The 21,211-nt window shown below is 35.8% G+C and carries 24 protein-coding genes; 23 read left to right on the top strand and 1 reads right to left on the bottom strand.

Annotated elements, in window-relative coordinates; all coding sequences use genetic code 11:
- Nucleotides 1-6 precede the first annotated feature (6 nt).
- The 23 genes from J2Z23_RS07715 (at nucleotide 7) to purU (ending at nucleotide 19,684) form a co-directional block, all read left to right on the top strand.
- Nucleotides 7-1,062 carry an NAD(P)H-dependent glycerol-3-phosphate dehydrogenase gene (locus J2Z23_RS07715; protein ID WP_209973605.1) on the top strand — a complete coding sequence of 352 codons (1,056 nt, stop codon included), beginning with the start codon at nucleotides 7-9 and terminating at the stop codon, nucleotides 1,060-1,062.
- Nucleotides 1,063-1,330: 268 nt separating this feature from the next.
- Nucleotides 1,331-1,531, top strand: coding sequence for a DUF2768 domain-containing protein (locus J2Z23_RS07710; RefSeq protein WP_057988291.1), 201 nt, complete (start codon nucleotides 1,331-1,333; stop codon nucleotides 1,529-1,531).
- A gap of 51 nt (nucleotides 1,532-1,582) precedes the next feature.
- Nucleotides 1,583-2,284 carry a hypothetical protein gene (locus J2Z23_RS07705; protein ID WP_057988289.1) on the top strand — a complete coding sequence of 234 codons (702 nt, stop codon included), beginning with the start codon at nucleotides 1,583-1,585 and terminating at the stop codon, nucleotides 2,282-2,284.
- Nucleotides 2,285-2,437: 153 nt separating this feature from the next.
- On the top strand, nucleotides 2,438-3,916 hold the full coding sequence (gene spoIVA / locus J2Z23_RS07700) for a stage IV sporulation protein A (protein WP_057988287.1): 1,479 nt from the start codon (nucleotides 2,438-2,440) through the stop codon (nucleotides 3,914-3,916).
- A gap of 324 nt (nucleotides 3,917-4,240) precedes the next feature.
- Nucleotides 4,241-4,513, top strand: a complete 273-nt coding sequence (locus tag J2Z23_RS07695; protein ID WP_057988285.1) for an HU family DNA-binding protein — start codon at nucleotides 4,241-4,243, stop codon at nucleotides 4,511-4,513.
- Nucleotides 4,514-4,685: 172 nt separating this feature from the next.
- Nucleotides 4,686-4,910, top strand: a complete 225-nt coding sequence (mtrB, locus tag J2Z23_RS07690; protein WP_057988283.1) for a trp RNA-binding attenuation protein MtrB — start codon at nucleotides 4,686-4,688, stop codon at nucleotides 4,908-4,910.
- Nucleotides 4,911-5,222: 312 nt separating this feature from the next.
- Nucleotides 5,223-6,020 carry a heptaprenyl diphosphate synthase component 1 gene (locus J2Z23_RS07685; RefSeq protein WP_057988281.1) on the top strand — a complete coding sequence of 266 codons (798 nt, stop codon included), beginning with the start codon at nucleotides 5,223-5,225 and terminating at the stop codon, nucleotides 6,018-6,020.
- Nucleotides 6,021-6,728: a demethylmenaquinone methyltransferase gene (locus J2Z23_RS07680; RefSeq protein ID WP_057988279.1), complete on the top strand. Its 708-nt coding sequence runs from the start codon at nucleotides 6,021-6,023 to the stop codon at nucleotides 6,726-6,728. It begins immediately after the preceding gene.
- A 19-nt stretch (nucleotides 6,729-6,747) separates the two neighbouring features.
- The gene (hepT, locus tag J2Z23_RS07675) at nucleotides 6,748-7,710 is read left to right on the top strand and encodes a heptaprenyl diphosphate synthase component II (protein WP_057988277.1); all 963 of its coding nucleotides are present in this window, start codon (nucleotides 6,748-6,750) and stop codon (nucleotides 7,708-7,710) included.
- 82 nt (nucleotides 7,711-7,792) lie between these two features.
- On the top strand, nucleotides 7,793-8,239 hold the full coding sequence (ndk, locus tag J2Z23_RS07670; protein WP_057988275.1) for a nucleoside-diphosphate kinase: 447 nt from the start codon (nucleotides 7,793-7,795) through the stop codon (nucleotides 8,237-8,239).
- Nucleotides 8,240-8,502: 263 nt separating this feature from the next.
- Complete coding sequence (locus J2Z23_RS07665) at nucleotides 8,503-9,276, top strand: CheR family methyltransferase (protein WP_209973603.1); 774 nt, start codon at nucleotides 8,503-8,505, stop codon at nucleotides 9,274-9,276.
- A gap of 69 nt (nucleotides 9,277-9,345) precedes the next feature.
- Entirely contained in the window at nucleotides 9,346-10,452 is a 1,107-nt protein-coding gene (gene aroB, locus J2Z23_RS07660; RefSeq protein ID WP_238482662.1) for a 3-dehydroquinate synthase, read from the top strand.
- 86 nt (nucleotides 10,453-10,538) lie between these two features.
- Nucleotides 10,539-11,426, top strand: a complete 888-nt coding sequence (locus tag J2Z23_RS07655; RefSeq protein ID WP_064468332.1) for a hypothetical protein — start codon at nucleotides 10,539-10,541, stop codon at nucleotides 11,424-11,426.
- Between the two features lie 25 nt (nucleotides 11,427-11,451).
- Nucleotides 11,452-12,714: a tetratricopeptide repeat protein gene (locus tag J2Z23_RS07650; RefSeq protein ID WP_057994294.1), complete on the top strand. Its 1,263-nt coding sequence runs from the start codon at nucleotides 11,452-11,454 to the stop codon at nucleotides 12,712-12,714.
- A gap of 25 nt (nucleotides 12,715-12,739) precedes the next feature.
- A complete protein-coding gene (locus J2Z23_RS07645; protein ID WP_057988267.1) occupies nucleotides 12,740-13,300 on the top strand; it encodes a ReoY family proteolytic degradation factor in 561 nt (186 codons plus the stop codon).
- Nucleotides 13,301-13,671: 371 nt separating this feature from the next.
- Nucleotides 13,672-14,121 (top strand): YpiF family protein, encoded by a 450-nt coding sequence (locus tag J2Z23_RS07640; RefSeq protein ID WP_057988266.1) that lies wholly within the window; start codon nucleotides 13,672-13,674, stop codon nucleotides 14,119-14,121.
- Between the two features lie 157 nt (nucleotides 14,122-14,278).
- The gene (locus J2Z23_RS07635; RefSeq protein ID WP_057988264.1) at nucleotides 14,279-14,791 is read left to right on the top strand and encodes a QcrA and Rieske domain-containing protein; all 513 of its coding nucleotides are present in this window, start codon (nucleotides 14,279-14,281) and stop codon (nucleotides 14,789-14,791) included.
- A 17-nt stretch (nucleotides 14,792-14,808) separates the two neighbouring features.
- Complete coding sequence (gene qcrB / locus J2Z23_RS07630; RefSeq protein ID WP_057988262.1) at nucleotides 14,809-15,483, top strand: menaquinol-cytochrome c reductase cytochrome b subunit; 675 nt, start codon at nucleotides 14,809-14,811, stop codon at nucleotides 15,481-15,483.
- Between the two features lie 37 nt (nucleotides 15,484-15,520).
- On the top strand, nucleotides 15,521-16,297 hold the full coding sequence (locus tag J2Z23_RS07625) for a menaquinol-cytochrome c reductase cytochrome b/c subunit (RefSeq protein ID WP_057988260.1): 777 nt from the start codon (nucleotides 15,521-15,523) through the stop codon (nucleotides 16,295-16,297).
- A gap of 133 nt (nucleotides 16,298-16,430) precedes the next feature.
- Complete coding sequence (lhaT, locus tag J2Z23_RS07620; protein ID WP_057988258.1) at nucleotides 16,431-17,027, top strand: lipoprotein heptaprenylglyceryl N-acetyltransferase LhaT; 597 nt, start codon at nucleotides 16,431-16,433, stop codon at nucleotides 17,025-17,027.
- A gap of 71 nt (nucleotides 17,028-17,098) precedes the next feature.
- Nucleotides 17,099-17,887 carry a sporulation protein YpjB gene (gene ypjB, locus J2Z23_RS07615; RefSeq protein ID WP_057988256.1) on the top strand — a complete coding sequence of 263 codons (789 nt, stop codon included), beginning with the start codon at nucleotides 17,099-17,101 and terminating at the stop codon, nucleotides 17,885-17,887.
- Between the two features lie 66 nt (nucleotides 17,888-17,953).
- The gene (locus tag J2Z23_RS07610; protein ID WP_057988254.1) at nucleotides 17,954-18,634 is read left to right on the top strand and encodes a zinc metallopeptidase; all 681 of its coding nucleotides are present in this window, start codon (nucleotides 17,954-17,956) and stop codon (nucleotides 18,632-18,634) included.
- A gap of 147 nt (nucleotides 18,635-18,781) precedes the next feature.
- A complete protein-coding gene (purU, locus tag J2Z23_RS07605; protein WP_057988252.1) occupies nucleotides 18,782-19,684 on the top strand; it encodes a formyltetrahydrofolate deformylase in 903 nt (300 codons plus the stop codon).
- 348 nt (nucleotides 19,685-20,032) lie between these two features.
- Here the strand turns inward: purU and J2Z23_RS07600 are convergent, their stop codons facing one another.
- Nucleotides 20,033-20,908 (bottom strand): YitT family protein, encoded by an 876-nt coding sequence (locus J2Z23_RS07600; protein ID WP_057988305.1) that lies wholly within the window; start codon nucleotides 20,906-20,908, stop codon nucleotides 20,033-20,035.
- Between the last annotated feature and the right edge of the window lie 303 nt (nucleotides 20,909-21,211).

Below are 21,211 nucleotides of genomic sequence, written 5' to 3'. Positions count from 1 at the left end.
AACAATTTGACTATTAAACAAGAAAAACTTACGGTTATTGGTGCTGGCAGTTGGGGAACAGCTCTTGCCCTAGTTTTAGCCGATAATGGACACGAAGTAACATTGTTATCGAGAAATGATTCGCAAAAACAAGAGATTAATACAGAACATCGAAACTCAAAATATCTTCCGGATATTTCTTTGCCAGAAAATATTGTTGCTACCACTTCGCTGGAAGAGGCATTAGAAGGGGTAGAGACTGTAATTGTAGCTGTACCTACAAAGGCAATAAGAGAGCAATTGAGAGCAATTCTTAAATTTCAACAAAAGCCACTTGTTTTTGTTCATGTAAGTAAAGGGATTGAGCCAGATACATTATTACGTATTTCGGAAATCTTTGAACAAGAAGTTCCAAAGAGTATCCTTAAGGAAATTGTAGCTTTGTCCGGACCAAGTCATGCGGAAGAAGTTAGCTTGAGACATCCTACAATAGTGACTGTTTCTGCTAAGAATATGGAAATCGCTGAGAATGTACGCGATCTATTTATGAATCAGAATTTCCGTGTCTACACAAACCCAGATTTAATTGGGGTAGAGATTGGGGGCGCATTAAAGAATATTATCGCGCTTGCAGCAGGAGTATCTGATGGACTAGGTTTTGGTGATAATGCTAAGGCTGCTCTTATTACAAGAGGATTGGCCGAAATTTCTCGCCTTGGGACCAAAATGGGGGCAAACCCATTAACATTCTCCGGTCTTACTGGTGTTGGTGATTTAATTGTTACATGTACAAGTGTCCACTCACGAAATTGGAGAGCTGGACATATGCTTGGGCAAGGGCAAAACCTAGAGGATGTACTTCAAAATATGGGGATGATTGTAGAAGGTGTAAGGACAACAAAGGCCGCTTATCAACTTGCTCAAAAATACCATTGCCAAATGCCGATTGCTGAAATGCTTTATCATGTACTCTTTAATCGTGTGGACGCGAAAGAAGCTGTCGAGAGATTGATGGGGCGACTAAAGAAAAATGAAATGGAAGAGCTTGTAGATATTTTGAGTGCCCAAATGGAACAGAGTTAAGTATAGGCAATAGATGATGCGTTATTGATTTTATTGCATATACTATGTTTGAAGCGATAAGCTTGAACTACCGGTATGGGTACTGGGTTGTCACTATGGAGCAAGGAGTTCGCCTTGCTTCATATTTTTTATGCTAAATAAATCGTAATTGAAGTGTCACTAAGTTTTTATTTCTACATACTGAAAAATGTTATAATAAAACAAAGCCTTAATGGTTCGATCTTCTAGATAGAATAAATTCGATCAAAGGAATAACGGAGGAAAGAAAATGTCAGTTTCTATGCAAAAAATGTGGATTTCTATTGTGGGTATGGGGTTATTCGCTGTAGCCATGTTCGCAATGTATTTAGTTCGCTATAAATTGAAAAATAAGTGGATTAAAATAATAATAGGTATTGTAGGTTGGTTATGTTTAATTATCGGGGGATTAATTACACTATTCATTGTCCTGTCTGGACCGACTTATTAAATTTACTTGATTTTAATGATTGGCGCTAGTAGTTTGAAAGGATGAACATGTATGAAATTACGATTTATTATGCCATTATTTCTTATATTAATCTTATCAGGTTGTATGTATCCTGATGAAAGAAAAGCGGAAAATAAAATCCCATATGAAGACCAACTTGATTCCGTTCAAAAGGTAGTGGAGCAATTTCAAGATGAAAAAGATGGGATTTTGCCGATTAAAACCCGTGATCAAGATACACCTATATACATAAAATACCCTATCGATTTTTCGCAAATTGTTCCAAATTATTTGTCTTCCCCGCCGGGAAATTCTTTTGAGAGTGGAGGCATTTTTCAGTATGTGTTAATCGATGTTGAGACAGATCCTACTGTTAAGTTGGTTGATTTAAGGATAGCTGAAAAAATAAGAGAAATAAAAATAAGGCTTCAGGCACATAAATATCCTCCATTCAAAGAAGCGTTGGCAGATAACGTTTACTCAGTAGATTTTTCGCAGTTAGGCTATAAAAGTGAACCATATGTAGAGTCTCCCTTTAGTCATAATAACTTATCATTTGTAATGGATGGAAAAGGAGAAATATATGTTGATTATATAAGTGATTTGTACCAGGTATTAAAAGACAGTAACGAATCCTATCAAAATGGTGATAATATAATCAATATTCTTACGAAAGATTCCCCATTTGTTCCAGCTTATTCTTTGCCTTATACAGTAGATGAAAACAATGAACCGATTTATATGGCTAAATAGGAATATTCCTTCTTTCACTAAATATAATGTGGAAGAAGGATTTTTTAATTGGTAATAATTATGGTCATATGAGAATCGGACAACATCATAAACATATATTGACGAGCGTCTATTATGGTTTGTCCCTTGAACTTAATGATAGGAGGGAACCTCTTGGAAAAGGTGGATATTTTTAAAGATATTGCAGAAAGAACGGGCGGGGACATCTATTTGGGAGTAGTAGGAGCTGTTCGTACAGGTAAGTCCACATTCATTAAGAAATTTATGGAATTGGCTGTTCTACCGAATATTAAAAGTGAAGCAGATCGGGCAAGGGCACAAGATGAACTTCCACAAAGTGCTGCAGGAAGAACGATTATGACGACGGAACCGAAATTTGTTCCAAATCAAGCAGTCACTGTACAGGTGGATGAGGGGCTAGAAGTGAATGTAAGGCTTGTAGATTGCGTTGGATATACAGTCCCAGGTGCAAAAGGTTACGAAGATGAGAATGGGCCTAGGATGATCCACACACCATGGTACGAAGATCCAATTTCATTTCATGAAGCGGCCGAGATTGGCACTAGAAAAGTGATTCAAGAACATTCTGTTTTAGGTGTTGTAATTACAACAGATGGCACGATTGGAGAAATTCCTCGCAGCGATTATATTGATGCAGAAGAACGTGTGATAGATGAGCTAAAGGAAGTGGGGAAACCTTTTATCATGGTTATCAACTCTTCTCGGCCACATCATACTGAAACAGAGGCATTGAGAAAGGAATTGGAAGATAAATATGATATCCCTGTACTTGCTATGTCTGTTGAAGGGATGAGAGAAGAAGATGTGATGAGTGTCTTAAGAGAAGCACTCTATGAATTTCCGGTACTTGAAGTCAATGTGAACTTACCTAGCTGGGTAATGGTTTTAAAAGAAGATCATTGGTTAAGATCGAATTATCAAGAAGCCGTAAAAGAAACAGTAAAAGATATCAAACGTTTACGTGACGTAGATCGTGTTGTTCAACAATTCTATGAATATGATTATATTCATAATGCTGGTTTGGCAGGAGTAGATATGGGGCAAGGAATTGCAGAAATTGATTTATTTGCTCCAGATGAACTGTATGATGATGTGTTAAAAGAAATAGTAGGAGTCGAGGTCAGAGGGAAAGACCATTTATTAGAATTAATGCAAGACTTCGCTGATGCAAAAAGGGAATACGATCAAATCGCAGACGCACTAGTTATGGTAAAACAAACGGGGTATGGTATTGCCGCACCGTCCTTAACAGATATGAGTCTGGATGAGCCGGAGATCATCAGACAAGGATCAAGATTTGGGGTGAGATTAAAAGCAGTAGCACCTTCTATTCACATGATTAAAGTGGATGTTGAGTCAGAATTCTCCCCAATTATCGGTACAGAAAAACAAAGTGAAGAACTTGTCCGCTATTTAATGCAAGACTTTGAAGATGATCCATTATCGATATGGAATTCAGATATTTTCGGTAGAAGTTTAAGTTCGCTTGTGAGAGAAGGTATTCAAGGGAAGATTGCGATGATGCCGGAAAATGCTCGATATAAGCTAAAAGAGACACTCGAAAGAATTATAAATGAGGGATCAGGCGGCTTAATTGCCATTATTTTGTAAGGAAAAAAAGAAGATTGTAAAGTGAATTAAACATTAGTAATACACTGAATTAAATGAAAGTGACGCGCAAAAATATACTTGTTATTGAAAAAGATGCCGAATTTGACGAAATTCGGCATCTTTTCCATTTTTCTCAGCATTAAATCTTGCTAACCGATATTTAATATGTTAATCTTTTAAACAGAATTGCTGATGAATCCCTGATTATCAGTGATTGTGATAGGATTTCTACCTCTTAATGTTTAGAAATTCATAAAATTGTTTACAAATGTAATAGCAGTTGAGGAACTAGTTTTCTCTATTTTTTAGGAGGAGGTGAAAGGCATGAACAAAACTGAACTTATTAATTCTGTTGCCGAAGCAGCTGAGCTTTCCAAAAAGGATGCAACTAAAGCGGTTGATGCCGTATTTCAATCTATTCAAGATACACTAGCTAATGGCGATAAGGTAGCATTGATTGGTTTCGGAAACTTTGAAGTGCGCGAACGTGCTGCACGTAAAGGTAGAAACCCACAAACTGGTGAAGAAATCGAAATTGCAGCAAGCAAGGTTCCAGCTTTCAAACCAGGTAAAGCACTTAAAGATGCTGTTAAATAATTATTTTTTACATACATTCTGTAAAAGGATGTAGGAGGGAACTGCCTATTTTAGGCAGTTCCTTTTTATGTGGAAACTATTTGTGTTACTATGTACAGTAAAATAACTGGTATATGATTTCTGCAATTGGATGTTGATTAAAAATATGGAAAGAAGCAAAGGAGTGTAATAATTGAAGGAACAATCGGATTTTATTATTATTAAATCATTAGAAGATGGTGTGAATGTGATTGGATTAACAAGGGGCTCAGATACCAAATTTCATCATGCAGAAAAACTAGATCAAGGAGAAGTTATGATCGCTCAATTTACTGAACATACTTCCGCGATAAAAGTTAGAGGTGAAGCCAAGATTTTAACGGCTTTTGGCGAAATAGCTAGTGAAAGATCGAAGTAAGTTCTTGATAGACTTAATGGCAAAATGATGAATAAAATTTTAACGAACTACGTAATCAATTTTTTTGTAAGAAATAAGTTATACTAAAGCTCTGGTGCTCTCGAATCAATGTTTGTATGAAACTAATAGGTGTGAATTATTAGATATGACTATGATGGAATGGAATTGAAAAAATTAATATTACCCTTCTATTCTTTAGTTCTGTACAATTCTTATAGATCATCAATCGCCATACACTAGACCATTATGGTATAATAATTTTTGTGTGTAAAGGAACATATTGATTAATGTGATAGAAATGAGGATTAACATATGGCGGTTTTTGATTATGAGCAACAAATTCATAACTTAAAGAAAAGGGTTGAAAAAAAGAGTTTTCATCCTTATTTCAGTCAATACGTCAAGCCGTCGAAGATTGATGAAGATCGAATCCTGTTTTTGACCTATTCTTTACAAAATACGGACATTCCGAAAGAGGAAATGGATACATATATATCAGCCGCCATGCTCGCTCATTATGCAATCGATATGCATGAGAAGGTAACAGAACAACAGCTAACATCTATAAAGGAAAAACAGTTAAAGGTGTTAGCCGGTGATTACTATAGTGGTCTTTATTATAGTTTATTAGCGGGATACCAAAATATAGAGTTAATCAAAGACTTGGCGGATGCGATTAAGATTATAAATGAACAAAAAATAAATATTTTTCAGATGGGGAAGGGAAATGATCAGCTCTTTATGAAGAGCATTAAGCAAGTGGAATCAATCCTTCTGACAAAATTTAATGGTCATTTTAATCAGTCGTCTGTTTACAACGAATTGATTGAGGAATTTCTATTTTTAAAGAAACTATTAAATGAAATCAAAAATATGAGAGCAGGCAACGAAAATCTCTTTTTCAAAAGCTTAGCAAATTGTTTCTTACCCCATATGCCTAAAATGACTGAGCTAGAAGGTATTTGTTACAAATATGCTACTGAATCAAAACTAAAGCTTGAAGATATGATGATGTCCTTACCTAAATTACCTTCAATTGTAAAAACACGATTGAATCAGATAAACAGTGATTACATTGATCTCTCAAGCCCGCGGGTGGAGGAAAAATAAATGGTACAACCAAAAGAAGAGCATGTACATAGTGTCTTTGAAAACATTTATCAAAATTACGACAAAATGAATTCGGTTATTAGTTTCCAACAGCATAAAAAGTGGCGGAAGGAAACGATGAAAAAAATGAATGTCCAGCCCGGTCAGGATTGTTTAGACCTTTGTTGTGGCACAGGGGACTGGACTATTGCTCTCGGAAAAGCTACAGGATCTGAAGGAAAAGTAGTCGGACTAGATTTTAGTCATAATATGTTGCAAGTGGCACAAGAGAAAATAAAAAATGAACAACTTACAAATGTTGAACTGATTCAAGGGAATGCAATGGAACTTCCTTTTGAAGATAATCAGTTTGATTATGTGACAATTGGTTTCGGATTAAGAAATGTTCCCGACTATGTGCAAGTTTTAAAAGAAATGGAACGAGTTTTAAAACCAGGTGGGATGGCAGTGTGTCTTGAAACATCCCAACCACACCTTCCAGTTTATCGTCAGGCTTATTATTTTTACTTTCGTTTTTTAATGCCGCTTATGGGTAAATTTTTAGCGAAAAGTTTTAAAGAATATTCCTGGTTACAAGAATCTGCACGTGATTTTCCCGGAATGAACCAATTAGCGCAAATGTTTTGGAAAGTAGGATTTGTGGATGTTATTTATAAATCCTTTACTGGCGGTGTAGCAGCAGCCCATATCGGAATCAAAAAGAAATAATGACCCAGGTGGAAATAAAATGAAACTTAATTTAATAAATTCTCCCTTAAAAGCAGATTTAGAGTTGATTGAAAAAGAGCTGGAAAAGTCGATTCATTCCGATATTGATTTATTGCAGGAAGCATCCATTCAATTATTAAAGGCTGGGGGGAAACGAATACGCCCGATCTTTGTTCTTCTCTGTGCGAAATTTGGGACCTATGATATACATAATGTTAAAAACACCGCTATTGCGTTAGAGCTTATTCACATGGCTTCCTTAGTTCATGATGATGTGATTGATGAGGCAGATTTAAGAAGAGGTCGTCCGACGATAAGTTATACATGGAATGATAGGGTTGCAATGTACACGGGTGATTACATGTTAGCAAGATCACTCGATTATATGACAAATATTGAGGATCCTATGGCACATCGCATTTTAGCAAAAGCAATTGTCGAAGTGTGCAAAGGAGAAATTGAACAAATTAAAGATAAATACCGATTTGATCAAAATATTAGAGATTATTTGCGGAGAATAAAGAGGAAAACAGCTTTATTAATCGCGGTGAGTTGTGAGCTTGGCGCTGTATCAGCAGGAGCAGATGAAAAAACATATAGAATCCTTTACAGGTTTGGTTATTGTATCGGGATGTCTTATCAAATCATTGATGATATTCTTGACTTTACGGCTACAGAAGAAACCCTTGGGAAACCTGCCGGGGAAGATCTGAGGCAAGGGAATATTACTTTACCCGCGCTCTACGCTATGGAAGATACGCAACTTCGTGAACGAATCTTCAAGATTAGAGAAAATATTGATACCAAAGAAATGGAGCAAATTATTACTCATATCAAAAATTCAGATGCCATCGAAAAGTCATATGATTTAAGTCAAAAATATTTAAATAAGGCTTTAGTCTTGCTTAATGATCTTCCCGCAAACCCTGCAAAAAAAATGTTACAAGATATTGCGAAATATATTGGCAAAAGAAAATATTGATAGGATTGTCAATAATAGGAAATAGTGATATTATTTTGATAAGTTTTGGCAATTGTAATCGATTTTTTGCAGGAGGGTTATAATGGAGAAAACATTTTTAATGGTAAAACCTGATGCTGTACAAAGGGGATTAATCGGAGAGATAATCTCTCGCTTTGAAGCAAAGGGCTTTCAATTAATTGGAGCAAAATTAATGACTGTCTCTGAAGAGCTGGCGGAAAGCCACTATGAAGAACATAAGGAACGTCCTTTTTTTCCAGAGCTTGTACAATTTATTACTTCTGGGCCAGTATTTGCGATGGTCTGGCAGGGAGAACAAGTTATAGCAACTGCAAGACTAATGATGGGAACAACTAATCCCCAAGAAGCGGCATCTGGCACGATCCGTGGAGATTACGGCTTAATTGTAAGGAAAAATATTATTCATGGTTCAGACTCTGTGCAAAGTGCTGAGAGAGAAATAAAACTTTTCTTTAAAGAAGACGAGCTTGTGGAATATTCAAAGTTAATAAATAATTGGATTTACTAATTTAATGCCGCCTGTTTTACACAGGTGGCTTTTTACACAAAATAAGAGAGTCAAATATGTAGTTAGTTCAGTTCCTTAAATGGTAGGTATTTATGTGATTAATGGACCGAACAAGACTCTTACTGATTTAGAACAATGGCCTGTCGATTCCATCTGAGAGGCGAGCCAGAATGCATCATGATACAGGAAGCTTATATCTGTTGATTTCATTGCTTCGTATGTTGTTCTTTGATTTTGAATTTAGATAGACGAGGGGAAAAAGGTTGAATCATGATTATGAGAATTTTATTAGATTAATGAAGTCAAAAACCGGAATTGACTTATCTATGTACAAAGAAGCACAAATGAAAAGAAGATTAACGTCTCTTTTTCAAAAAAAAGGATTTCAATCTTTCCAAGAATTCTTTCAGAGTTTAGACAAGGATCAAGCACTTCTAGAAGAATTTTTGGATAGAATGACGATAAATGTGACGGAATTCTATCGGAATAGAAGTAGATGGGAAGCATTAGAGAACAAAATATTGCCCCGTTTATTAAAGGAAAATCAATCCTTAAAAGTATGGAGTTCTGCTTCTTCAACAGGTGAAGAGCCCTATACAATATCTATGATATTATCCCGTTTTATGCCTTTATCGCAGATATCTATTCTAGCCACAGACTTAGATGAGGGCGCACTTGAGAGAGCAAGACTCGGAATTTATGCTGAACGTTCTCTTGCTGAAATGCCAACTGTAGATAAAAATAAATACTTTGTTAATGATGGATCCGTATATAAGATTAACGATGATATAAAGAAAACAGTTCAATTTAAGAAACAGAATCTTTTATCTGACCCTTTTGGTACAGGTTATCATTTAATTATTTGTCGGAATGTCCTTATTTATTTTACAGAGGAAGCAAAGGATATTTTATATCAGAAATTCTCAAAAGCACTTGCCCCAGGTGGGGTGCTTTTTGTTGGTAGCACAGAACAAATATTTAATCCGCAACAATATGGGTTTGAAGTAGAGGATACTTTTTTTTATAAGAAAATTTAAACTTCACTTGTTCTATAAATATAGAGAAAATGACTATAGAAAAGAAGTTGAATGAAGGAGGAAGGAAACTTGTTAATCAACATTGAAACCTCTTCGAAAACATATCCTGTTTTTATTGGTGAAAATTCCCTCCAAGCGCTGACCGATCATTTGGAAAATGCGGATTATACGAAAATCCTTATTATTACGGATTTTACAGTAGGTCGTTTACATTTAGATGAATTGAGAACTTGTTTATCTAGAATAATGGACTATTGTATCTTTAAGGTGCCGGCCAGTGAACAAGCCAAACAATTCTCTGTTTATGAAGAGGCACTTACATTTGCATTGGAAAATGATCTTGATCGAAAATCTTGTATTATTGCTTTTGGTGGGGGAGCTGTAGGGGATTTAGCTGGTTTTGTAGCCGCAACTTTTATGAGAGGAATTCGCTTTATACAAGTTCCTACAACAATATTAGCGCATGATAGTGCTGTCGGTGGAAAAACGGGCATTAATCATCCACTTGGTAAAAATATGGTGGGAGCTTTTCACCAACCAGAAGGTGTTTATTACTTTACCGACCTTTTAGAGACACTTCCACTCTCGGAAATTCGTTCGGGGTTTGCTGAAGTAGTTAAGCATGCTTTCATAGCTGATCAAGAATTTCTTGATTTTTTAATGGAATCTATTACGGATTTAACAAAAATCAGTAGAACAGATTTAAATTATATATTAAAAAAAGGTATCGAAATAAAGGCAAATATTGTCCATCAGGATGAACGGGAAAATGGGCTTCGTGCTGTTTTAAATTTAGGGCACACATTAGGCCATGCATTAGAGACGAATGCTGGCTATGGAACAGTAACGCATGGAGAGGCAATTATGACAGGATTGGTGTATGCCTTATATCTAAGTGAAGCGGAAACCGACCTAGTTATGGACATCCATCGTTTTGAACAATGGTTAGTAACTTTAGGCTATCGTTTGGAAATTCCAGCACAGTTCGACTTTGATAAAGCAATAACCTCCATGAAAAGAGATAAAAAGTCATTTGCAAATAAACCAAGATTTATATTATTAGAAGAGATTGGGAAACCTGTTGTGAAAGAAATAGGGGAAGAGCAACTACGATCTACCTATGAAAAATTCATTATAGCAACGCAATTACAAAGAGAAACAAAAAAAGCCGATTGAAGTTTTCGCATGATTCCTTCCAAACAAGCATAGCTTGTGTTAAGTAGCTTTTTGTGAACAAAATCTTCACAGAAAGGAAGGAATCGATGCGCTATTTGATGGAAGATGTAACATTCTTATCTGATAACCATATAAAAAAAATCTCTGTACTTGTTCAAAAAAACGAAATACGTTATATTGGTTACTCGATACCAAAATTTAATGTGATGAAATTGAATGTACAAGCTTTTTTTCTTACTCCTTCGTTTGTTTTTTATTCTCCCAACATTCCTAGTTTTTCCTTCGAAACATTTAAAACGTATTTTTCACGAGAATATTTGTTAAAAGGCTGTGGATGTATATTGACTGATTTTACAATCCAATATCAGCATCAATTTACTGAAAAGCTAGAGAAGAAAAGATTAGAACTCTTGAACAGTCCAATCGATTATGTTTTAGGTGTAAATTTAAAGGCGAACAAATTGACCGCAAAAATCGTTCATATGTGTAAAAGGGAAATGATCCCGGCATTATTTATCGATTTGGATAATGTTCAAGAATTAGTAGAGATTCCCTGGGGGTGGATAAGGGAAGCTGCTTATCCTAATAAACCAATATTCATCCCTAAAGTTTCCAGTAGGCAAAATCTTTTTTACAAAAGACAATTATTAAAAAAATGGCATGAAATTCTTCAGTATGAAAAGATAGATCATCTTCCAAGTCCACTATCTCCTAACAAACCTTTAAGTCTTGACATTCTAAAGAAAATCGGTTTGTATCCGAAAAAAGGAGTTTTGAAAGCGGGTGGCGAAATAAGTTATAACCTTGTTTTAAAACAAGCGAAACGTGATGATCTTTCACCATGGAATGATAACAACATCATTCCGCATATTTCAGTTAATAATGGAAAGTTTGTTATTATCGACCAAAATCCCGTTTTTTGTCCTGGCTTTGGTAGGGAAATTTCGATCCGTATGACAGGACTTTTTAAATAAGAACTGGTTAGAGAGGATTTTTATTGTGAATGCAGCAGAACGATTGATTCAATATTTACAGGAAGAAAATATTTCGGAAGCAGAAAAGCAATTAGAACAAGTCATTTCGCTAGGAACAGATGAGGAAAAACTATTATCAGCTGAAGAACTGGCTAGGTTAGGTTATTTAACTGAATCAAAGGAATTATACGAAAGTTTATTAGCGTTATATCCAGAGGAAAATGAGCTTAAGTTAAGACTAGCAGAAATAAGTATTGAGATGAATGATGATGAGCAAGCTTATGCTTATTTAGAAACGATCACATCAGATGATCCAGAATACGTTTCTGCCCTTTTAATAGAAGCCGATTTATATCAAATGCAAGGGTTATATGAAGTAAGCGAGCATAAACTATTACTTGCGAAAGAACTCTTACCTCAGGAGCCAGTTATTGACTTTGCTTTGGCTGAATTGTATATGACTCAAGGTCGCTTTTTAGAAGCATCTAGGTATTATACACTTCTTTTGGAAAAGGACGAACAGGAATTTGCAGGTATGAATGTTCACTCACGTATGGCAGAAGCGTTAAGTGCTGGCGGAGCCTTTGAAGAAGCCTTGCCATTTTATCAGAAGGCATTGGATCGAAAATTGGAAGCAAACACACTTTTCGGTTATGGACTTACATCTTTTCAAGCAGGACAATATCTTTTAGCTATAAAGGCATTTAAACAGCTAAGGGAATTGGATCCTGATTATCATTCTCTTTATCTTTACCTTGCCAAAAGTTTCGAGCATGAGGAGCAACTTGAAGAAGCTCTTGAGGCTGTAAAAGCGGGTATTGAATTAGATGAATTTAATAAAGACCTAATTTTTTATGCTGGAAAACTCTCTTTAAAGGTCGGGAATGAAGAGCAAGCTGAGAACTATTTCAGAGATTCCCTCGCCTTAGATCCCGAATTTATTGAAGCTGCTACTACCTTAAATAAGCTATTGCTTCATCAAGAAAGATATGAGGATGTTCTGGAAATTTCGGAACTGTTTATTCAAGAAGGTGGTGTTGAACCACAATTTCATTGGGATTCAGCCATAAGCTTTCAATCGATTGAAAAATATAAAGAAGCATTAAAGCAGTATGAACTTGCATATAATGATTTTAAAAATAATCAAGATTTCTTAAAAGATTATGGTTACTTTTTATTAGAAGAAGGCAAAAAATCTGAAGCAGTTACTGTTTTTAAACGATTAACCGAAAAAGAACCAACAAATGAGGAATGGATTTCTATTTTGGATAGACTGAATGAGGATTAGTCTGAATCGCAGAGGAGGGATAAAAATGGAAACCCCTGTATCTGTCAACGAGAAGAAGGAATTTATCCGCTGGTTTCTAAATCGTTATCAATTAAAAAGAAGGGAATCTGTTTGGATTCTAAATTATCTGATGAGCCATGAGCAATTATTGCAAAAAGTTCATTTCGTTGAAGATGCACAATTTTGCCCTAGAGGACTTGTTATGTCCACACATTGTTCAAGAGAAGTGCCTTTCCGTTTCTATAAAGAAAATATTATGACGACAGATGCGGAAAAATCCTTTCATGATATTAGATTAAATCGAGAAGAAGAGATTTATATTCAGATTAATTTTAGAGCGGCCCATTTATCTTATCAATATGCCGCTGTCCTTGAGGAAAATCCATATATACAAACAAAAGTACTGCTATCGGAGAAGGATAGAAAATATGCAGAGGATTTTTTGAATCAAAGTATCTTACTGCATCAAAAGGAAAAAATTCAAAAAGAGATTGATGCTGCTTTAGATCAGCGAGATAAAACCAAATTTGCACAACTTGTTCAACAACTAAATTATTTACAGAAAGCTGGAACACCTTCTCCTTAAGGAGAAGGTGTTTTACTGTTTATTTCTAATATAATCATCCAGAGCATTTGAAAATTAATTCTTATTAAGACGCTCGAAAAATCTATTTCAAATTTTGCTGCTTTATCTAGCTCTATTTCATATTTAGTCTGATGTTTAAAGCTCAATGAATAAGAAGCTATAATTAGTTGATATACAATTGGAAATGCCTATTAAGATATATAAGGATTACTAGCTAAATGTGATATGAAAATTATATAATGTCATAGAAATCGAAAACACCAGTTTTACCGAATCATGTAATCAATTCGAGTAGCATGCCTATCTCTGTACAAGCAATTTAAATGAATGATAAGATACAAAGAAGAACATATTAGAAAAGAGGGTTATTTTTGAAGTGGAATGTAAAAGATATTGAAATTTTTCTTCAGGAAAAAGAGTATGTGGATACAGCACTTATCCCTTTAATACCTGTAGAGTTTAATTCGCATATGAAGCGAGCAGCTGAGCAAGGAGAGTTTATACAACGCCTTTCTATCCATCTTGAGAAACAATTTAAAGGTAGAATAGTGTTACTGCCCTCTTTTGCTTATATTCGAGAACCAGAGGATGAGTGGAATTTATTATCTAAATGGAGAGTTCAGGCAAAAGAATGCGGTTTCTCTCATGTATTCTTTTTAACAGCAGATAAACGTTGGAACAAACTTGAAGAAGAGGGGATAGGGTCCTTATTTTATGTTCCTAGTATTCCTCTTGAACATATGGAAGAAAAATATCAATACGCAGCAATGGAAGATCAATTAAAATCGTTGATCCCTAAAATGATTAAAAGTTGGGGATAATGAAAAGTGTGACGAATTTGCCACATTGTTGACAATGTTTGCCTTTCTATATGATTGACCTCTCGCGTTTATTGATATATCATAATGATGTCCTAGTTTGAAATAATGTGCATGAATTGTCCGTTGGACTTACCTTACTGACAGAGGGGGGATAAGGATGAGCAAAAATCCTGTAACAAGACGTCAATTTTTAAGCTATACTCTTACCGGAGTTGGTGGCTTCATGGCAGCTGGAATGCTGATGCCGATGCTTCGTTTCGCTATTGATCCAGTTTTACAAGTGAAAGCATCTGGAGATTTCAAAATGACGGATAAGAAAATTGCCGATATTACGGCTGATCCAGTCCGTGTCGATTTTGAATATGATCAAGTTGATGCTTGGTATGAATCAAAAGTTACGAATTCGGCGTGGGTTTACAAAGATGATAAAGGCGAAATTGTTGCTCTTTCACCTATTTGTAAACATTTAGGCTGTACAGTTAACTGGGAAGGAAGCGATAAACATCCCGATATGTTCTATTGCCCTTGCCATGGTGGACTCTATGAAAAGAATGGAAAAAACGTTCCAGGTACTCCACCAAGGGGGCCATTGGATGCTTATCCAACACAAGAAAAAGATGGCTTTTTGATGCTAGGAACACCTATTGAAAATCCATTCGTCAAAAAATAGTAAAGGAGGCTAATATCTTGCTGAATAAGATGTACGACTGGATTGACGAGCGTATGGATATTACGCCGATATGGAGAGACATTGCAGATCATGAAGTGCCAGAGCATGTAAACCCGGCTCATCACTTTTCTGCGTTTGTTTACTGTTTTGGCGGACTGACATTTTTCATAACCGTTATACAAATTCTTTCGGGTATGTTTTTAACAATGTATTATGTACCTGATATTAAAAACGCTTGGGAATCCGTATTTTATTTGCAAAATCAAGTTGCTTTCGGACAAATTGTTCGCGGTATGCACCATTGGGGGGCCAGTCTTGTTATTGTTATGATGTTTCTACATACATTGCGCGTATTCTTCCAAGGAGCTTACAAAAAACCACGTGAGCTAAACTGGGTAGTTGGTGTACTAATCTTTTTTGTTATGCTTGCTCTTGGCTTAACAGGTTATTTACTTCCTTGGGATATGAAAGCTTTGTTTGCAACAAATGTAACACTTGATATCGTTGAGTCTGTTCCACTTGTTGGAGTGCATTTGAAAACGTTAATTGCTGGAGATCCCACAATTGTTGGGGCGCAAACTCTAACTCGTTTCTTTGCAATCCATGTATTTTTCCTACCAGCTGCACTTATCGCTTTAATGGCAGCCCACTTTATTATGATCCGGAGACAAGGAATTTCTGGACCATTGTAAAAAATACTAAACAAATGCACATAAAGGAGGGGACAAAATGAAACGTGGAAAAGGAATGAAATTTGTAGGCGATTCCCGTATTTCAGCCACACGTAAATCGAATCTCCCAAAAGACTATTCCGAATATCCAGGAAAAACGGAAGCCTTCTGGCCGGACTTTCTTTTAAAAGAATGGTTGGTAGGAGCTGTTTTCCTGATTGGATTTTTATGTCTCACTGTGGCCCATCCAAGTCCACTTGAAAGGATTGCGGACCCTACTGATACAGGCTATATCCCTGTACCTGACTGGTATTTCTTATTTCTATATCAATTAATCAAGTATACTTATGCTTCAGGTCCGTATAACGTACTTGGAACATTAGTTATTCCTGGACTTGCTTTTGGCGCTCTTATTCTTGCACCATTCATTGATCGTGGCCCTGAACGACGTGCTTCTAAGAGACCTTTTGCTACTGGTTTTATGCTACTAGCTTTTGCAGGTGTTTTCTATCTTACTTGGGAAGCGGCAGCAAACCATGATTGGGCAGCGGCAAAAGCTCAAGGGGCAATTGTTGAACAAGCAGATGTAGAAATTGATAAAGAAGCAGAAGGATATAAGATTTATGCAGATCAAAGCTGTATAAACTGTCATGGGGAAAATCTAGAAGGTGGTCCTGCAGCTCCATCGCTTATTGACACTGGTCACTCAGTCGATGAAGTGAAAGAGATTGCTCATAACGGAATTGGAACCATGCCTGCTGACCAATATGATGGATCAGATGAAGATCTTGACAAGCTTGCTGACTTTATTGCAAACTTGAAAAGTGAAGAATAAAAATAATTAATTGAAGCCGGCTATTTAGCCGGCTTTCCTTTTTGTTTAAAAAAGCTTTATAATATTAAAAGGCCAAGAAGTTTTTTTATGAAAGAATCCCACCATTGCTAAGTTTGTGGAAGGAATGTTGCTTATGGATTTTTTATATCTAATTTTAAGAAATCGTTTTTTTTTATGGGCATTACTGATCGTTAATATTGCAGGTACAATTTATGGTTATATTTGGTATGAATATCAACTAGCCCAAACTCCCGCCATCTTCATACCGTTTGTTCCTGATAGTCCTACAGCGAGTTTATTCTTTGTTTTTGTTATTGTCGCGTTTTTGTTAAAGAGAAATTGGCCCTTATTTGAAGCTCTTGCTATAATAACCCTTATTAAATACGGTGTTTGGGCAATTGTCATGAATATATTAACCCTAAAGGTAACCGGAGAACTTCCTTGGGAAGGATATATGTTAATGGTTTCCCATGGTGCAATGGCGCTTCAAGGATTGCTCTATGCTGTATTCTATAAAATGAAATGGTGGCATGTGGCTGTTGCGGCAATATGGACCTTACATAATGATGTGATCGACTATGTATACATGCAGTATCCAAACTATCCTGGCTTAGAGGCGTACATTAGTCATATTGGATATTTTACGTTCTGGTTAAGTATTGTCTGCATTGCTATCGCCTCTTACTTTGCTCGGCAATATCAACAAAGACGAACATTGACTATTTATTAAATTACATTCTATAAGGTCTATTCTTGTCCTTTCAATCATACAGTTAACAGTAGTATGAGGAGGGACAAGGTATGAAATTTAGAATCATTATCCTTCTGTTCGCTTGCACAATCTTTTTTAGTCATTCCGTCATGGCTAAATCGCAATCGACGATGAAAGAATTAAATCACTTAGCAGATGAAGCATTACAACTGACAAAATTTGGTCGTTTTGAAGAAGCGAAGAATCTATTAGAACAATTTGGGGAGCTTTTTGCGAAGCAAGGTCCTTCATCAAACACTTTAACGATGGATGAATTACGTGTTGTCACAGCCGTTCATCATGAAGCATTAAATTCTTTAACAAGTATGACTTTAAGTCATGAAGATAGAGTAAAACGGGTGACGGCATTTCGCTTGGCAACCGATGCTATTTCCTCTCAATATCAACCACTATGGTTTGGGATGGAAGATACAATTATCGGTTCTTTTCAAAATGTAAAAAATGCTGCCTTAGAAGGAGACACAGTATTATATAATGAAGCATTAAATGATTTTCTCGCAACGTATGCGATTATTCAACCGAGCCTGAAAATTGATCTATCTGTTGAGGAAGTTCAAAAATTAGACTCTAGAATCACTTATATTGATCGATATCGTTCTTCCTTCGCAGATCAAACTTGGTTAAAAGAATTGGAGCAAATTGAAAAGGAACTAAAAAGCCTATTTTCTGGAATTAATGATGATAATACAGATCCTTCGATTTGGTGGGTAATCATGATGACTGGGGGAATTATTGTCACGACTTTATCATATGTAAGTTGGAGACAATATAGAGGAGAAAAAAAGTTCAAGAAAAGTTCAAAAAAACGGAGGATATAAATGATTGACCATTATTGTCCTTTAGAATAAAATAGAGATAATCTCAACATGATATGGAGGATATAAATGGGAGCGTATTTGATTTACTTGCTCATTATTATTTTAATACCACTATGGGCCCAAATGAAAGTTAAAAGTACCTATTCTCGTTATACGAAAATTCCAACCTCAGCTGGGATGAGTGGGGCAGAGGTAGCTAGAAGAATTTTGGATGCGAATGGACTCTCAAATGTAGCTGTTGTGGAAACCAAAGGGGTTTTAAGTGATCATTATAACCCGATGACAAAGACTGTTCATCTTTCTACAGAAAACTATCGAAAGCATTCTGTCGCTGGTGCTGCCGTAGCTGCTCATGAGGTCGGACATGCTATCCAAGATAAAGAAGGTTATGCCGCATTACGTTTCCGACATGCTTTAGTACCATTAGCCAATATAAGTTCCAATATGGCGTGGTTCTTTATTTTAGCTGGTATTTTCTTTACCGCGCTTCATCAATTAATGCTTGTAGGGATCATTTTAATGGCAGTAGGTGTTCTATTTCAAATAGTGACATTGCCTGTTGAATTTAATGCTTCGTCAAGAGCTATGAATCAAATAGTGACTCTTGGATTAATTAGTAATGGGGAAGAACGTGATGCAAGGAAGGTTCTAAATGCTGCGGCAATGACTTATGTAGCAGCAGCGGCGGTTGCAGTTCTTGAGCTAGTGCGAATGATTTTAATTTATACAAGTAGTTCTAGAGATTAGTCATTCTACTTAACCCGGAGATTCCGGGTTTTTTCTTTAGGACAAAGTTCTATACGATCAAAACTATATCTACAAGCAGTTGCTTGCGCTTTTTGTATTATTTGTTAAAATACTTTAGATAAGATTATACAGTTAGAGGGGTACTAAATGCTAAAAGATTATCGAAAAACATTGGAAGAATACCGTCAAAATAATTTAGATCGGGCAAGGTTGCTTATTAAATGCCCAGACCAGCCAGGGATTGTTGCAGCAGTTTCAACCTTTTTGCAAAACTTTGGTGCAAATATCCTAGAATCTAGCCAATACTCGGAAGATCCCGTGGGAGGGACCTTTTTTATCCGGATGGAATTTGCCTGCCCTGGATTAACCGATAAAAAAGCAGAAATAGAATCAGAGTTTGCCAAGATTGGTGCTCGTTTCAATATGAAATACGAATTTCGCTATGTAAGTTCACTTAAGAAAACAGCCATTTTTGTATCGAAAGAACCACATTGTTTAAGGGAATTATTGTGGGAATGGCAAAATGGAGATTTAATGATGGATATTTCCTGTATCATAAGTAACTATGAGGATTCACGAGAATTAGCGGAATCATTAGGAATCCCCTTTTATTATATCCCAGCCAATAAAGAAATCCGTAATGAAGTTGAACAGAAACAATTAAAGATTTTAGAAGAGCATAATATAGAGTTAATTATTTTAGCACGATATATGCAAATTTTAACGCCCAATTTTGTTTCACATTATCCAAAACAAATTATTAATATCCATCATTCGTTTTTACCTGCATTTATTGGAGCGCGACCATATGAGAGAGCTTTTGCCCGTGGAGTAAAATTGATCGGCGCCACTTCGCACTATGTTACAAATGATTTAGATGAGGGACCAATTATCGAGCAGGGCGTAGAACGAGTAAATCACCGGGATCAAGTACAAGAGTTAAAGAAAATCGGGAAAAATATTGAGCGAAGTGTTCTAGCTCGCGCAGTAAAATGGCATTTGCAAGACCGTGTGATCGTAACTGGCAATAAAACAATTGTTTTTGACTAACATATTTCACATTTGGTTTACGGACGAATATTTAAATATGGCGCTCATAGTGCAATAATGAGGATGCTAGCTGTGATAATAGCTAAATCTACTATGAATTAATCCGAATGGGACTTTATATTTTCTTGCGGTTTGGAAATTAGGCTAGGACAGAAATGGTTTTACTAAAGAAAAGACTAAACTACAATAGTGGATATAGCTCGTTCTGAAAATATATTTCGCTAGGGAATGTATCATCTTTGGAGCGTAACCATTTCATTATGTCCTAGCCTTTTTTCATAATTCTTCCGATCTGGAACTTAGCTCAAGGAGCAAACTTGAATAATGGACTCGATTTGTCTTAAGGAGTTATACATCTAATGGCCTTTTATTCTCGTCCAAAGTAAAGCCTTCCCCCATTACATCATGGACAGTTGTTACAGATACAAAAGCGATCGGATCAACATTATTGACGATCTTTTTCAAATGGACGATTTCATTTCTGGCAACAACACAGTAGAGAATCTCTTTCTCATGCTTTGTAAATGAACCATACCCTCTTAAAACGGTTACTCCCCGGCCCATTCTCATTAAAATTTCACTGGCAATATGATCATGCTTGTTATCAGAGATAATGAACACACCTTTTGCTGCATAAGATCCCTCTTGAATAAAATCAATTACTTTTGCTGCTACGAATACGGCTACTAAAGTATACATCGCTTCAATATGATTTAAATAAGTTAACAACGAGATGGTAATCACAATAGCATCAAACATGAACATTGTTCTTCCCATACTATAACCTTTGTATTTCAAAAAAAGTCGAGCGATAATATCAACGCCACCGGTCGTGCCACCATATCGGAAGATAATTCCTAAACCAATCCCAATAAATACACCAGCGAATAAAGCAGCTAAAAACATATCATTATTTAAAGGAATCGTAAAATGAAACCTTTGAAAAATAAATAAAAATACGGAAACGGCGACCGTACCAATCACAGTATACATAAATGTTTTAGGTCCAAGTAGCTTCCAACCAATAAAAAATATTGGAATGTTTAAAACTAGATTGGAAATAGATGGATCAATTCCAAAAACGAAATATAATAAAAGCGTTATCCCTGTAAACCCACCTTCAGCTAAATTGTTCTGCATATTAAAATGAACAAGTCCGAATGAGAAAATCGCTGCTCCAACTAAAATAAACAACACATTTTTAATTTTTATACCAAACACGATTTTTGCCTCCAAGCATCTAAAGTGAAGTCTATATGTTTATATTATGTAAGCTCATCTATTATAATCATTGTGTTCATCGTATGCAAAGTAACATTTCTTTTCAAGAAAAACAGATACTATCCATAGCAGCTATTAATCGAATTACTTCAACAAATGCGATAGCTGACCTAAGGAAAGTAAAACAAGAGAATACATGAGCGGTAATATTTGTATAAAAAAAAAGAATTCGATAATATAAAGTGAGGCATTCTTAGTTGTTTTACTTAATTAATACCCTTTATTTACCTTCATAAGCGTAAATTC

It is taken from the genome of Lederbergia galactosidilytica, from assembly GCF_017873565.1.
In the GTDB taxonomy this organism is placed as follows: domain Bacteria; phylum Bacillota; class Bacilli; order Bacillales; family Bacillaceae_C; genus Lederbergia; species Lederbergia galactosidilytica.
This window is presented reverse-complemented; position numbering and strand designations above follow the sequence as displayed.